Annotated in this window: 8 protein-coding genes and 9 pseudogenes; 11 read left to right on the top strand and 6 right to left on the bottom strand. The window is 59.2% G+C overall.

Annotated features, from left to right (window positions below):
• Positions 1-389: 389 nt before the first annotated feature.
• Entirely contained in the window at positions 390-566 is a 177-nt protein-coding gene (locus tag QMO82_RS02725) for a hypothetical protein (protein ID WP_183741011.1), read from the top strand.
• 6 nt (positions 567-572) lie between these two features.
• Here QMO82_RS02725 and QMO82_RS02720 read toward each other — a convergent pair.
• Positions 573-974 (bottom strand): annotated as a pseudogene (locus QMO82_RS02720) (zincin-like metallopeptidase domain-containing protein); the annotation flags it as partial.
• A gap of 212 nt (positions 975-1186) precedes the next feature.
• Between QMO82_RS02720 and QMO82_RS02715 the strand changes: the two are divergent.
• Both QMO82_RS02715 and QMO82_RS02710 read left to right on the top strand, forming a co-directional pair.
• The gene (locus QMO82_RS02715) at positions 1187-2092 is read left to right on the top strand and encodes a hypothetical protein (protein ID WP_011427397.1); all 906 of its coding nucleotides are present in this window, start codon (positions 1187-1189) and stop codon (positions 2090-2092) included.
• Between the two features lie 147 nt (positions 2093-2239).
• Complete coding sequence (locus QMO82_RS02710) at positions 2240-2413, top strand: hypothetical protein (RefSeq protein ID WP_165779457.1); 174 nt, start codon at positions 2240-2242, stop codon at positions 2411-2413.
• 150 nt (positions 2414-2563) lie between these two features.
• On the opposite strand, the pseudogene QMO82_RS02705 reads toward QMO82_RS02710, so the two are convergent.
• Positions 2564-2902: pseudogene (locus QMO82_RS02705) on the bottom strand (transposase); the annotation flags it as partial.
• Between the two features lie 176 nt (positions 2903-3078).
• On the opposite strand from QMO82_RS02705, the pseudogene QMO82_RS02700 reads away from it, so the two are divergent.
• Together QMO82_RS02700 and QMO82_RS02695 are read left to right on the top strand one after the other, a co-directional pair.
• Positions 3079-3363, top strand: a pseudogene (locus QMO82_RS02700) (transposase); the annotation flags it as partial.
• A 54-nt stretch (positions 3364-3417) separates the two neighbouring features.
• A pseudogene (locus QMO82_RS02695) lies at positions 3418-3807 on the top strand (transposase); the annotation flags it as partial.
• 156 nt (positions 3808-3963) lie between these two features.
• Here the strand turns inward: QMO82_RS02695 and QMO82_RS02690 are convergent.
• Positions 3964-4086, bottom strand: a pseudogene (locus tag QMO82_RS02690) (IS5/IS1182 family transposase); the annotation flags it as partial.
• An 898-nt stretch (positions 4087-4984) separates the two neighbouring features.
• Positions 4985-6883, bottom strand: coding sequence for a potassium transporter Kup (locus tag QMO82_RS02685; protein ID WP_183907036.1), 1899 nt, complete (start codon positions 6881-6883; stop codon positions 4985-4987).
• 515 nt (positions 6884-7398) lie between these two features.
• Between QMO82_RS02685 and QMO82_RS02680 the strand changes: the two genes are divergently transcribed.
• The 5 genes and pseudogenes from QMO82_RS02680 to QMO82_RS02660 form a co-directional block, all read left to right on the top strand.
• Positions 7399-7806, top strand: coding sequence for a transposase (locus tag QMO82_RS02680; RefSeq protein WP_183907037.1), 408 nt, complete (start codon positions 7399-7401; stop codon positions 7804-7806).
• A pseudogene (gene tnpB, locus QMO82_RS02675) lies at positions 7803-8155 on the top strand (IS66 family insertion sequence element accessory protein TnpB). Before QMO82_RS02680 ends, tnpB begins: the two are co-directional and overlap by 4 nt.
• A gap of 59 nt (positions 8156-8214) precedes the next feature.
• A complete protein-coding gene (locus QMO82_RS02670; protein WP_183907035.1) occupies positions 8215-9849 on the top strand; it encodes an IS66 family transposase in 1635 nt (544 codons plus the stop codon).
• Positions 9849-10143 (top strand): annotated as a pseudogene (locus tag QMO82_RS02665) (hypothetical protein). The gene QMO82_RS02670 and the pseudogene QMO82_RS02665 overlap by 1 nt, the downstream one beginning before the upstream one ends.
• Before the next feature lie 171 nt (positions 10144-10314).
• Positions 10315-11343 (top strand): annotated as a pseudogene (locus QMO82_RS02660) (IS3 family transposase); the annotation flags it as partial.
• Between the two features lie 23 nt (positions 11344-11366).
• Here QMO82_RS02660 and QMO82_RS02655 read toward each other — a convergent pair.
• Together QMO82_RS02655 and QMO82_RS02650 are read right to left on the bottom strand one after the other, a co-directional pair.
• Positions 11367-13430: a recombinase family protein gene (locus QMO82_RS02655; RefSeq protein WP_011427411.1), complete on the bottom strand. Its 2064-nt coding sequence runs from the start codon at positions 13428-13430 to the stop codon at positions 11367-11369.
• Entirely contained in the window at positions 13420-13617 is a 198-nt protein-coding gene (locus QMO82_RS02650) for a hypothetical protein (protein WP_183907041.1), read from the bottom strand. Before QMO82_RS02650 ends, QMO82_RS02655 begins: the two co-directional genes overlap by 11 nt.
• Before the next feature lie 342 nt (positions 13618-13959).
• Between QMO82_RS02650 and QMO82_RS02645 the strand changes: the two are divergent.
• A pseudogene (locus tag QMO82_RS02645) lies at positions 13960-14139 on the top strand (IS3 family transposase); the annotation flags it as partial.
• Positions 14140-14240 lie beyond the last annotated feature (101 nt).

The raw sequence follows: 14240 nt of genomic DNA, 5'->3' as shown, positions 1-14240 counted from the left end.
CCCCGTTGCGCCCGCGCAATGGGGTGGCTCGTAGGGCCGCAATGAAATGGAGGGCGGCCAGGAGAAACTTTGTTGTTCCGCGAGGAATGGGCGCACCGCGCTCAGGGGAAGAAGGTTTTGGAAGGCCGTTGCGGGAAGACGATCGAGGCGAAGCCGGTTTTTCGATCAGACATGCCTCATCGAGCCCGCGAAGGACGTGGCCTGGCTCAGTGGCGGAAGGAATATGACGATGGCAGCCGCGCCCCGACTGCCTGCCGGACCCTTGCGACCGCGGGCCTGCCGCCTTGCCACATGTCAAAATCAAACGTCCGGAAACAGCCGAACAAGGGCGCTGCGTTGCCCGTTCTTCGCGCTATTGTCGTGCTCGCGAATCCTCGCCTGGAGGATCTATGCGTCCGCAGCCAAAGCCGTTTACCGTCGAAATCAGGCCGTCCCGGAAGCTCAAACCGATCGACCGGAAAACCTGGATCTGGGGCAAACTGGACCTCACGGCTGATCCTGACACGCTCTCCGCGTCCAAGCCTGAACAGGTGCCGGCCGCTGGCGAGACCAACGACCGACACTGATGGCCCTCAGGCAGCGAGCCGCTCGCCAGCGGTTTCGGGCTGCAGGGAGTGCAGGAAACTTACGGCCCGCTGCGCATGTGCCGCCGCCTGGAAAATAGCCCGTCTGTCGTCGCTCAGGACCTTGAGCCAGGAGTCGAGGTACGAGGCGTGATCGGGCCGGGGTTCGAGCTCGGGAACAATGCCGAGGTCGGCGCACAGAAAGCAGCTGCCGAGTTCGGCGATCAGTTCCTCTCGCGCCCGCTCGGATTTGTCCTTGGCATAGCGGCTGAGGTCGCGGCCGAGGCGATGCGCCGGCGCCGTGAAATGTGTGACCTCGTGACTCAAGATCGCATAGTAACTTGCCGCATTCTTGAAGCTCTCAAACGGCGGCATCTGGATGATGTCGGCGGCCGGCGCGTAAAAGGCCTGCCCGATCTTTCAAATGGTTTGAGATGGGAGGCGACTGTCGTAGCTCCTTCTATGTCGCTTTAGCCGAGCGGCGGCGCGGGGATTTAGCCTTTTACAGCAAGGAAGTGCCGGAAGGCGTCGTATTCTTGCAGATTAAACGAGATATTTCAGACCTCGATTCCGGCTCGTGATACGGTACTTTGTCCATTAAACAGGCACAGGATACCAGAGATATGCATAGCGAAGAATCGACGCGCCGCATTGCTGGAATCGGGACCGGCAGGCCGGTTCGATTGCCGGAGGCGATCTTCGGCGAAGTGGCAAAACGTCTAATTACCGAAGACTTCGTGGAATCTGCCAATAATATGACTCGGCTTAAATTGGCCGGGCATTCGGCAAAAGATGCAGTCGAAAAGTCTGAGGCTGGAACGTTTCACACGCGGATAAATCGGCTAGGCAACACAAGTAAAGCCCTGTTCGAGGCGGCAATACCCTCCGAAGGGTTCTCAGCTAATCCCGACCTTAGACAAGGGGCTGCGACAGCCACTTTGCGAGCTTTTGCCATTGCGCCAACTCTTCCGTTTCAAACCAGGACCAGGAAAACTGCCTTGGTGGATCGAATCCTCGATCTGCCAAATGCCGGCAAGCAGCTCGCAGCAATCAGTGCTATCACGAAGCATTTACAAGTCCTCGCTCCGGAAGATAGGGATCGGCTCATCGACAGAGCTATTTTCCATTTCGAGCGCGAAGGTGCCCAGGGGAGCGTCCGAAACTATGCCGCCCGAATACTCGCTACTAACCATGGCACGCTGAGTTCAGAGTTGCGAACACGCGTCTTAAACGCGAGAAACAGCAATCCCGAGTTGGCGGCTGCCTATGCGACCGCAGAGGAGGTCGCGCGCTTTCTAGAAACCCAGCCGGCTCCCACCGTATTCAGGTCCGATCGTTCAGTGGATGAAAATATTGAAATCATTCAGCGAGAAACCGTGTCCTGCTTGGGCAACGTCGCTCTATCGAGCAAGCAGCGTATGGAGAAAATAGAGTCGATTGCCAATGCAACCACGGAAGCCGGCGAAATGTCGCGCGCGGAACTGATGAGTGCCACCAGACCGAGGCGGCAATACGACGAGGGAAGATAGCGTCGCTGATGAGCTGACGCCGGAAGTTTGCTCCGGTGCCGAGAGGCAGCAGACAACATGTAATTTCAAATGTAGTCAAAGTTCGATTTAGCCTACCGGGTCGAGATGATAGCTTGTGAACATCCAATGCATATCGGAGGCTGATTGATGGATAGAGAAAAGCAACAGCAGGCCACCGAGGTTCAAAGCTCTCCAAGTGCCGGGAGCCGTGTCGAACAGCAGACTTATTTCCCTCCTGAATTATTCACCGAAATTGCGAAGCACATGCCTTCCGACAATCCGGTGGAAACGGCAAAAATCTCGCGAACATCATGCTTGTAAGTCACGGGGTTAAGGATGCGGTTCAGGCAAGCCCGGTCGGGTCATTTCACGAGCGGGTAAAACGGTTGGGCAATTCCACCCGGGCCGTGCATGGGGCGCTCATACCCGATGATGGTTTGCCGGAATACCTCGGCCCAGGCACCGGTGTCCACTCGGTTGCGCCTCCCGTCCCTCGATTTCCCGCGCCGCCATCACCAGAAGCTGGTTGATGCGCTGCCACAGTCCGATCGCGCGCCAAGCATAAAAATAGCCGCGCACTATCGAAACCGGCGGAAAATCGCCCGGCAGTATGCGCCATTGGCAGCCGCTCGAGGCGATATAGAGGATCGCCTCCGCGACCGAGCGCATATTCGTCGCCCGACGCCGCCCGCCACGACGCGCTGGCGGGATCAGCGGTTTGATCAACGCCCATTCCCGGTCCTTCAAATCACTTGGAAAACGAAGCACGTCTCGGTTATGCTCACGGCGAGCGATAGCAGTCCAGCTCATCGAAACCCCATTTGATGATCGTGTCCCAGCAGATGGTGTAGGTGGCGGGAGGTAGCAAAGCCGAGTGCCCGCGCGCTTCTCGTTGCGCTGTAGCGGGTGATCGGCTTTGCGGGAGGCCATGGGTGTTTTCCGCTAGGGTCGGGTTGTTCAAGACCAACCTGACGGAAAGACCACCGATGACCAATGACATGATGAACGTGCGCTCACTTGTTGAGAAGAGCGCGGATGCAGATTTGTTGCGTGAGATGATCGGCTTTGCTGCCGAGCGGCTGATGGAGCTGGAAGTAGGCTCGGCTACGGGTGCAGAGTTCGGCGAGAAGAACCCCATGCGGCTAGCACAACGCAATGGCCACCGTGACCGCGAGTGGGAAACGCGAGCTGGAACGGTCGAGCTTCGCATCCCGAAGCTGCGCAAAGGCAGCTACTTTCCGAGCTTCCTTGAACCGCGCCGCATGGCGGAAAAGGCTCTGACGGCCGTTATCCAGGAAGCGTATATCCAGGGAATCTCGACCCGTTCGCTTGGATTTCTGATCTTCGTGTTCATCCATGCTGCCGACATACAGGATCGCGACGGCGCACCCCATGTCCTCAAGGCGATCCGCCGCCGTTTTCCGTGGCTGCGCCACATCTTCGCCGATGGTGGCTACGCCGGAGCCAAGTTGAGGCGAGCAATGAGCGGCCATGGTGACTGGACGATCGAAATCGTCAAGCGTTCGGATCACGCCAAGGGCTTCGTCGTCCTGCCCAAGAGATGGGTGGTGGAAAGGACTTTCGCCTGGCTTGGACGCTGCCGCCGTCTCGCCAAGGATTGGGAGAAATCGATCGAAAGCGCAACCGCATGGGCGCAAATCACTTCAATCAGAATGCTCATAAGGCGCATGGCAAGATATTGGATATACGAATGAACTTTTGAATCGGGCTCTGAGAGAACCGCGTAACTCCGATATGCGACTGTCTGCAGCGCGTTCGCGTGACCGAAGTCATGGATTTGGCTTGTGAAAACAAACGCCGTGCCCGATTGTTCTGCTGTCAGCGAGGCATCGTAAACTAGACGGGCACCTTGTGGCCGCGTGCTCATGAATGCGACCACAGGTTGAGCCGGTCATTCCGACGTCGCCATTATAAGCCCCTGAAACAGCTTCGAGATGTCGATCCGAGATACCGGCTTTTCGCCAGTGGACGAACGGCCGGATGCGGAGGTGTGATCAGGTTCGGCGTCACGCACACCCGCGCCGGTTCGATGAGTTCATCGCCGCATTCAACCCCACGCCCTTTGATTTTGCCGGCGAGAACAATCGCAGCCCCGGCACGGCAATCGCGCAGTTCGCCAATGACATCATCGCGGGTGAATATACGGCCGCCGCCTACGCAGGCGTTTCCGTTTCGCGATATCGCGGCCGCAGCCTCCGCCCACTCAAACAGGAAATCCTCAGGGCCGTCGCCCGGCTGCGCCGCAATCCCGACTGGTCCCTCGCGGTCCTCGTGCCGGCGAACGTCTTGGCGGTTAGCGTCTTGAACGAAACGTCATGCAGGCCGAGTGCGCCCTGTTCGTCGAAACTGTCAGCCATATCGCCGCCGAAGACCTTAGCTTGCCGCTTTGAGCAAGCCGCGCCCCCGGCTGAAGCCGCTATCGTATATCCGTGCCCCTTTAATGTTCAGCGGCCATATCGCTGTAGCGGATAAAAAAGTCACATCCGTAGGTAAAGTCCAACAGCAACTGTTGAAAAAATGATCTTTTTACCGGAACGGCCCGACCTCAGAAGCGGATGGGGACCCTGACGATCGAGTGTCGTCGACTCTGGCCGGTTCCTGATCCGAGCGGCTGTCTGCGGTATCTGCTTTCCTGTTCAGGCTCATGCTTCCGTCTCCTTTTGCAATTTTTACCCCGCGTGAAATTTGAATGTGCTAATTGATTTGCTGTGAAGAAGGTCGGTTTCGGCTCTAATCCAACGGGATGGATACATGAGGCGCGCTCTGCATTTGAAGCAGATATTGTGTTCGCAACCTGCTCGAAGTTTGGACAACCCGTTGTTTGTCAAACACCGCCGAGGTGGTACTCTCTGGCCGCCGTCTCGGCCGCATCTAAACGATAATCTGCGATCCTAGTTCAACCACCCGGTTGGCGGGGAGGTGGAAATAGTCTGATGGTAGAGAGGCCCCATTCGCGAGGAGGATGAAGAACCGGTCCTGCCAGTAGGGCATGCCTGAATTGGTGTCCGGTATTACCTTCTGGCGGCCGAGATAGAAGGAGGTCGACATGATGTCGAACTTCAGTCCGGCCTTGCGTAACACTGCCAGGGCCTGCGAGACGTTCTGCGCTTCCATGTAGCCGAAGAGCAGTTCGACGCGGAAGAAGCGCTCGGAAATCTGCTCGATCCTGAAGCGGTCCTGGTTCAGGACGCGCGGCTTGTTGGCCGTGCGGATCGTCAGGATGACGTTGCGATCATGAAGCACATGGTTGTGCTTAAGATTGTGGAGAAGCGCGGCAGGCGCCGATTCCGGATCGCTGGTCAGGAAGATCGCGGTGCCCGGAACCTGGGCCGGCGAATGGTCGCTCTTACGCTCGATCGCGCTGACGAAGGAGGGGAGCGGAATATCGGTGTGGCGGGTCTTTTCCATCAGGATCGCGGTGCCGCGGCGCCAGGTCCACATGATGACGGTAAAGGCGGTGGCGATCAGGATCGGGATATAGCCGCCGTCGTGGATCTTCAAAAGATTGGCGCCGAGGAAGATCAATTCGAGCACGACCAGCGGCGCAAGCGCGACCACCGCAAGCGGAAGCGACCAGTTCCAGCGGGCCCGAACGAATTCGAAGGCCATGATCGAGGTGACGACCATGGCGCCGGTGACGGAGATACCATAGGCGGTCGCCAGCGCATCGGAGGTCTTGAAGCTCAGGACCAGGAAGATGACACCGATGAACAGCACGGCATTGACCGACGGCACGAAGATTTGCCCGGTATTGGTTTCCGAGGTGAAGAGGATTTCCATGCGCGGCAGGAAGCCGAGGTTGATGCCCTGGCGTACCATCGAGAAGGCGCCGGTGATGACCGCCTGGCTGGCGATGATCGTCGCGGCGGTCGCCAGAATGACGACCGGCAGCAGCGCCCATTTCGGGTACATCAGATAGAAGGGATCCGACATCGTCTCCGGCTTGCCGAGAACCAGAGCCCCCTGCCCGAGATAGTTCAGCGTCAGCGCCGGGAAGACCAGCAGGAACCAGGCCCACTGGATCGGGCGGCGGCCGAAATGGCCGAGATCGGCGTAAAGCGCCTCGGCGCCCGTCACCGTCAGAAAGACGGCGCCGAGCACGACGACGCCGTAAAAGCCCTCATGCAGCAGGAAGCTGACGGCATAATAGGGATTGAAGGCGGCGAGGATGCCATAGTCATCGGAGATGTGGGAAATGCCGGCGGCGGCCATGACCAGGAACCAGACGGCGGTGATCGGGCCGAAGAACCTGGCGACGGCGCCGGTGCCGCGCGATTGCACGACGAAGAGCAGCGCCAGGATCACCACCGAGATCGGCACGATATATTCCGAGAAGCTTGGCGTGACGAGCTTCAGGCCTTCGACGGCCGAGAGCACCGATAGCGCCGGCGTGATCATCGCATCGCCGAGGAAGAGGGCGGCGCCCATCAGGCCGAGCAGCATCAGGATGGCGGTATGGCCGTTGGCGGTTTTCATCAACAGGGCAAGCAGCGACAGCGTGCCGCCCTCTCCCTCGTTGTCGGCGCGCAGCAGAAACAGCACATATTTGATGGTGACGATGATCGTCAGCGCCCAGATCATCAGCGAGATCAGGCTGATCACCTCGAAGCGGGTGAGGCCGTCATGGGCCACGGGCTTCAGCGCCTCGCGAAAAGCGTAGAGCGGGCTCGTGCCGATATCGCCGTAGACGACACCGACGGAACCGAGCGCGAGATAGAACAGTTTGCTTGGCGTCATGTGGCCTTCGTGCGGATGGCTCTCTTCGGACATGAAGTTTCAACAAGCTCCTCAGAGCCAGCCTCTTTTTTCCCGCATCGCTTGGAGTGCCTAACAAAATTAGACGTTCGCAGCGGGTATAGATCATTGATCTGTCGAAGGACTCCTCGCTGACACAAGCCTTCTTTGAGAGCTTATCTCATGAACTCGACCGATCTGGAAAATTGAATCGAGCTTCATCTGTAGTGCTCAAGAGGTTCCAGGTCGCCGTGCAGATAAGCGCTGCGATCTGGCTCTTCATAGTCCTGAAGCGTGTTTCGCCCGCGGCTGGCACTGTTGCTTTTGCGAAGGCTGATCACTGACGCTGCACACGATACGCAGTGCCAATTTGTCGGGCACGTCCGCGCGTCTGCTGAGGCGCGACATTTTGATTTCGTTTGTAACAAGCGACTGTGCGTCGATTGAAATCGGTAGCGCGTTTAACATACAGATGGATGAAAGGCCTCATCGTATCCATCCGGCGAAGGCCGTCTGTCTTGATTTGCTGATTGGCTTTAAGTCCATGCCTTATGTTATGCGCTACAATCATTTCCCCCATTGAGGTTCTGTCCGTCGACGATCTTGGTCGCCGTCGAGATTGGTCGGATGAAGAGAAGGTGCGGATTGTCGAAGAAAGTCTGCACGGATACCGGCAGGGTTCGGCGACAGCACGGCGTTATGGATTGTCGCGGTCATTGTTGACGACCTGGCGGCGGGAGTGCCGAAGCGGGCTTCTGAGCGTTTCCGCATCAACGAGCTTCGTGCCGCTTTCGATTTTGCCGCCGCCTGCAGCATCTTCCGAGATGATGGCTCCACTCCAGGCGGACGGCGATAAGTTGATCGAGATCGGCCTGCCGAACGGCCGACGACTGATGATCCCAGCCTCGCTTGATCCGACCATTCTTGCCCGCCTGTTGCCCGTCGTGGATGGGTCATGATCGCGTTTCCCGCTGGTGTGAAGGTCTGGATCGCGGGTGGCGTGACGGACATGCGTTGCGGCATGAACAGCCTGGCGCTGAAGGTCCAGCAAGGCCTTGACCGTGGGACCCTGATGGCGGTGAGGTCTTCTGCTTTCGGGGTCGCAAGGGTAATCTGATCAAGGTCCTGTGGCATGACGGGATCGGCATGTCGCTTTACCTGAAGCGGTTGGAAGCTGGAAAGTTCATCTGGCCGGTCAGCCAGAATGGCTCCGCTGTGCCGGTATCGGCGGCGCAGTTGGGATATCTCCTGGAAGGGATCGACTGGCGCAACCCGCGCTGGACGCAGCGGCCTTCGAAGGCAGGCTAATCGTCTCCATTACTCTGTTTTTATTCGGCTTTCGGCATGCGGCATGATAGCTTTCGGCTATGGATGATGCTGCTTCGGAGATAGCCAGATTGCGCGCCGCGCTAGCGGCATCAGAAGCGCGTGCTGCCTCCGCCGAGGCCGACCTCGCGCAGGTGCGCGCCGTCGTGACGACCTCCGAGGCGATGATCCGGCACCTCAAGCTCGAGATCGCCAAAATGCGCCGCGAGCAGTATGGCCAGAGTTCGGAACGGCGCACCCGGCTGATCGACCAGATGGAATTGCAGCTCGAAGAACTCGAGGCCGACGCCACCGAGGACGAGATCGCCGCGGAACGCGTGGCAGCGAAGATCACAAATGTCTCGGCTTTCGAACGCCGCCGGCCGGCCCGCAAGCCGTTTCCCGAGCACTTGCCACGTGAGCGCCTGGTCATCGAAGCTCCCTCGACCTGCACCTGCTGCGGCTCGCCCCGCATCGTGAAGATGGGCGAAGACATCACCGAGACGCTGGAGATCATTCCGCGCCAGTGGAAGGTGATCCAGACGGTGCGCGAGAAGTTCACCTGCCGGGACTGCGAGAAGATCAGCCAGCCACCGGCCCCTTTCCATGCGACACCGCGGGGATGGGCAGGACCGCACCTGCTGGCGACGATCCTGTTCGAGAAGTTCGGCCAACATCAGCCATTGAACCGCCAGGCTGAGCGCTACGCCAGGGAAGGCGTCGCTCTCAGTCTCTCCACACTGGCCGATCAGGTCGGAGCCTGCACGACGGCCCTGCAGCCGATCCATGACCTGATCCGTGCCCATGTTCTGGCCGCCGAGCGGCTGCATGGTGACGACACCACCGTGCCGCTTCTGGCCAGGGGAGCAACAAAGCAGGCGAGGCTCTGGACTTACGTCCGCGATGACCGCCCTTTCGCGGGCGGCGCGCCTCCCGCCGCACTCTTCCACTTCTCTCCCGATCGCGAGAAGCCCCCCCCCAACACGCATCTCGCCGGATGGCACGGCACCCTGCAAGCCGATGCCTATGGTGGCTACAACGACCTCTACCGTGCGGACCGCGGCCCTACGCCGGTCAAGAGCGTGCTCTGCTGGAGCCATGCGCGGCGCAAATTCTTCGAACTCGCTGACATCGCCGGCAACGTGCGCAAGGGCAAACCTGCCCACGAGATATCGCCTGTCGCACTTGAGGCCGTCGCCCGCATTGACGCGCTCTTCGAGATCGAGCGCGGCATGAACGGCATGTCCGTCGAGGAACGTCTCGCGGCGCGGCAGCAGCATGCTCGCCCGCTCGTCGAGGAATTGCATGAATGGCTCATGGCCCAGCGTTCCCAGATGTCCAAGCACAATCCCGTCGCCAAGGCGATCAACTACATGTTCGAGAAGGAGGGTCGCTGGGACGCCTTCACCCGCTTCCTCGACGACGGCAGGCTTTGCCTTTCGAACAATGCCGCCGAACGCGCCCTGCGCGGTATTGCTCTGGGAAGAAAGGCCTGGCTATTCGCCGGCTCCCAGCGTGGAGGCGAGCGTGCCGCTTTCATGTATTCCCTGATCGTCTCGGCAAAGATGAACGATATCGATCCGCAGGCCTGGCTGGCGGACGTGCTCGCCCGCATGCCCAGCCTTCCAGTATCAAGGCTGCCGGAACTATTGCCGTGGAACTGGTCCGCCGTAAGCGCCCGGCAGGTGGCGGCCTGATGGCGCGCCCGACGCATGTCTACACCATCGAATATGTCGCCACGCTGATCGGTGAGAACCTCGAGTTGCTTGAAGAAATCGCCAGCAATTCCGACAACATCGACTACGGCGAGATGATCCATGTCTACGACGGCCCCGACGAGGGCATCACAACCTTTACCGACCGCGGGCATCTAGAGCCTGCAGGAGTTCCTTGCCGACGTGCGCTCCTGGGAAGGCGGCGTTCGCCAATTTCTTCTCGACGAGCAACGTGATCCGGAAAAGATCGAACGCATCATGGCAGACGAGCCGTAATCATAAGCCCCGCGGCCTTGGCCGGATGGTTACGAACTATCTCCCTCACCAGGATGAGTACGGAGCGGATTCGGAGAGCCGATCGTTCATCTTATTGCGAACCTTGCTGACCTTGCCCCGTCGAAATAATCCATTTTGAAGTAAGCTCTGGCCCATTGAGAGGACCAGAGAATGAAGCGCAACCGTTTCACAGACGAACAGATCATCGGGATTCTGAAGGAGCACGAGGCTGGCACGCCGGTCTTGGAGCTTTGCCGCAAACACGGTGTCAGCGATGCCAGCATCTATAAATGGAAAGCGAAGTTCGGCGGCATGGAAGTGTCGGAAGCCAAACGGCTGAAGACGCTGGAGGACGAAAACACAAAGCTGAAGCGGCTTCTGGCAGATGCCATGCTCGACAATGCCGCTTTGAAAGACCTTTTGGGAAAGAAGTGGTGACGCCCGCAGCAAAGCGGCGAGCTGTCGCGCATCTGGTTGATCAACATCAGATGAGCGAACGGCGGGCGTGTAAAGCCATCGGCTATTGTCGGATGACGATCCGTTACGAAACCAGGCGCGGTGACGACCATGACCTTCGCGATCGGATGAAGGCGCTGGCCCATGAACGCCGCCGCTTTGGCTATCGACGTCTTCATGTGCTGCTCAGACGTGAGGGACATCTTGTGAACCACAAGCGGCTCTTCCGGCTCTATCGAGAGGAAAAGCTGGCCGTGCGCAAGCGCGGCGGCCGCAAGCGAGCGATAGGCACACGAGCGCCGATGCTGATCCCGATGGCAGCCCCCGATGGCAGCCAATGATCGCTGGTCGTTGGACTTCGTGTCGGATCAGTTCACCGATGGGCGCAGGTTCCGAGTGCTGACCGTGGTCGATGATTGCACCAGGGAGTGCCTGGCGCTCGTCGCCGATACGTCCCTTTCCGGCCTGCGGGTTGCTCGTGAGTTGGACCGGATCATCGAGGGGCGAGGCAAACCGAAGATGATCGTCAGCGACAATGGCAGTGAGTTCACCAGCAACGCGATCCTGCAATGGACGGATCGGACCAAGGTGGAATGGCACTACATCGCGCCCGGCAAGCCGATCCAGAACGCCTTCATCGAAAGCTTCAATGGGCGGCTGCGAGACGAGTTCCTGAATGAAACGCTCTTCTCGTCACTGGCGTATGCTCGGTCAGCGCTTTCAAACTGGTGCAGCGATTACAATCCTGTTTCATAACACCCATCTTTCTATGTCATTGAAAGAAATAGATTTTCCTGATCTGGAGGCGATCCCGCGGGGTGGCGAGGGTTCTTCCGTACACGATCGAGAATCTGACGTGCTTGCGGGGTCGCGAGTTTGGAACGGCTGAAGATCCATGGGCCATCGGGTAGCGGATGAGCCCCCTTAATATCGCCAGCCTCGGCCGCCAGACGCAGCGTCTTTGGCGATATCCCGAGTAACTTCGCCGCACCGCCCAGATTAAGCCATGGCTCAACCCCGTCGATCTGCGGACGGAAGACCGGAATCTTGCGATATGACCTCAGCGCGGTGACCCGCTCCCGTGTCCAGCGATTGCCATTGCCGGTCGTCAGTCCGTTGCGATTGAGGACACCGGCAATCACATCATCATTGGCGATCAAGACGAGCTGTTTCACAGCGTCGACAATGTCGTCAGGGGTCGCATTTCTTTGGCTACGGTGTCGCTTCGGCAGGCGCAGTTCGGTGTGGACGCCTCCAACCCAATGAATGACGAGGACGATCTCAGAGGTTCCATCATCGAGATCGGCGACCACTTCATTGATGAGCGTGCGCACGATGCGCTTCTTCAGCCTTGCATCGGTTGTCGGCGCCGTCCAGACGGCGCGAAGGTTTCCCGCAAGTGCGGTTACCTGTGATGCGGACATGGGGAACGGATGCGGCGTAACTGTCCGATGTTTGGCAATCTTGGCCTCGATCTCACCGACGCCAGTCAGCGCCTTGTTCCAGCGTGCTTCCAGCTCCGACGTCACCAGCCTATTCTCTGGATCGGCCGCGTCATATTGCCGGAATGCCCGGTCGGCTACATAGCGTGCTGCCTCGAGGTCGCGCATCAGGGCATCCTGAACCTGATCGCGTTGGTTGGCCATATTGCGTTCCGCCTCGACGGCGGCGGCAATGGCTCCTGGCTCGACCACGCCGAGAAGTGCCTCTTCGATCGCGTCATCGACCCGCAGACCGCCGAAGGCGATGCAACGTGGTTCGCCGTTGTCGAGCAACCCTCGCCAACAGGAATAGCGCGGGATGTTATGGTTGGCTCCTGTGTAACGAACCGTCAGCTTCCGGCCGCACCTTTTGCAGCGGAACAGGCCGGCAAGCAGAGCGTCGCCATGCTTCGGCGCTCCATGATGGCGACTGGCCGGTACATTGTCGCTGACCATCTTGCGGATCTCCTCCGCCCGTTCCCAACTGATGTAACCTTCGTGCGCATCCGGGATCAGCGCCAGCCATTCATCACGCGCCTTGCGGCGAATTCCAGATCGGCCATCGTATCCTGGTACGGAACGACTCTTACCATAAGCATAAGCGCCGCCGTAGATCGGGTTCGCAATCATCCGGTGGATGGTGGCATAATTTGGCCTGCGCCAGATGACGTCACCGTTGGCGCACCTGACGGGCAGGTCCAATCCCTGCTCAAGGAACCATAGCAAGGCCTGCCGGGCACTCCCGAGTTCGGTGACCTTGTCGAAGACGAGTGCGATGGCTTCCTGGATGCGCCGATTGGGATCCTTCTCGATCCTGTCACCGGCCTTTACGAAGCCGGCCGGAACAGTGACGACGAGTTCACCGCGGCGAGCCTTCTCATAGCGGGCGGAAAGGGAACGCTGACGCAAGAGATCGAGTTCATACTCGTTGAGGCTGCCCTTCAAACCCAAGAGCAGGCGGTCGTTGCCCTGGCGGGGCGCATAAACTGCTTCCTGGTCGACCAGGACGGTATCGACAACGCGGCACATCTCGATGAGTTGCTGCCAATCGCGGCTGTTCCGGGCGAAGCGCGATACCTCACGCGCGGCCACGGCGCCTACCTTGCCAAGGCAGACTTCCGCCACCATCCGATCAAATCCAGCGCGGGTCACGCCGCCGGCGGCCGAACGACCAAGGTCGTCATCCACCGTCTCTATATGTGACCATCCAAGCGCTGCCAGACGGTCGCGCATGGCGTACTGGAGGGCGCTGCTCTCTCGATTGTGCAGAACCTGGTGAGCCGAGGACTGCCGAACATAGAGGATGGCCTTCCGCTCCAGATGATGCGGCGCGATCTTCTCATGCATCATGACCGGCCTCCTTCTGTTGGCAGGCATGTCCGCACTTTGCGTGATCGACGAACAGCCGCACGATGAGCACCGTCAACGCTTGGCGGGTCTCCTCCGGCAACTCCGGCCATTGCGGCGTCCCTGCCGTCTTCCCCCGCTGCGGGGCCGAGAACAGATCGAACTGGCATGTCATGGACTGGCGAGGCATGAACATCTCTCCGACTCGTTTCGTGAAAGACCAATGCTGCGCCCATTACCGAAGATTGCGATGAGGCATCAGCGTCCTTCAGCAATCTTGCCAAAGAATGCAGGCTTGCGAGATCGACGTGCGGGACCGCCAGGCTGCGCCAACAACCACTCACTGATCGGTCGAACATCCACGACGGGACCTCAAGAAGTCGACCAGAAGAAGAACCAGAAAGGCTGCAGCGGAAAATATGCGTCCCTTTAGACACCGCCTCATGCACGTGAACAAGCCGTCCGGACCAGGGATGCCACGGATACAGAAGCTCGCGAACCTCGGTCCCGTGGGTGTTCTGTCGTCGTGTTGTACAACGATCATCGACCGCATTCCGGCCTCGGCTGGCTGACACCGGCCGAGTTCGCCCAGACCATCAACCCGCGACGTGATGCGGTGCTGCGCAGCCGGAATGGCTCCGCACCGCAACCCGCCGCTACCGCCGCAAATACAGCAACCAAAAACCGTCGGAGCGAACTCAAAACTGGATAAAACGTGAGCGTACGGTGAGCTGTTTTTGCTGATCGGCCAAATCAGGCGATGTTCTGGCATTAGAACCAGCATTAGTGCTGACATTAATACCAGAACGAAGA

This window comes from Rhizobium sp. BT04, from assembly GCF_030053135.1.
Lineage (GTDB): Bacteria > Pseudomonadota > Alphaproteobacteria > Rhizobiales > Rhizobiaceae > Rhizobium > Rhizobium binxianense.
This window is presented reverse-complemented; position numbering and strand designations above follow the sequence as displayed.

Bases quoted from the DNA above. Each gene is read 5' to 3' on its own strand.
- QMO82_RS02725 (WP_183741011.1), top strand. From the start codon at position 390: ATGCGTCCGCAGCCAAAGCCGTTTACCGTCGAAATCAGGCCGTCCCGG.
- QMO82_RS02715 (WP_011427397.1), top strand. From the start codon at position 1,187: ATGCATAGCGAAGAATCGACGCGCCGCATTGCTGGAATCGGGACCGGC.
- QMO82_RS02710 (WP_165779457.1), top strand. From the start codon at position 2,240: ATGGATAGAGAAAAGCAACAGCAGGCCACCGAGGTTCAAAGCTCTCCA.
- QMO82_RS02685 (WP_183907036.1), bottom strand. From the start codon at position 6,883: ATGTCCGAAGAGAGCCATCCGCACGAAGGCCACATGACGCCAAGCAAA.
- QMO82_RS02680 (WP_183907037.1), top strand. From the start codon at position 7,399: ATGTTATGCGCTACAATCATTTCCCCCATTGAGGTTCTGTCCGTCGAC.
- QMO82_RS02670 (WP_183907035.1), top strand. From the start codon at position 8,215: ATGGATGATGCTGCTTCGGAGATAGCCAGATTGCGCGCCGCGCTAGCG.
- QMO82_RS02655 (WP_011427411.1), bottom strand. From the start codon at position 13,430: ATGATGCATGAGAAGATCGCGCCGCATCATCTGGAGCGGAAGGCCATC.
- QMO82_RS02650 (WP_183907041.1), bottom strand. From the start codon at position 13,617: ATGCCTCGCCAGTCCATGACATGCCAGTTCGATCTGTTCTCGGCCCCG.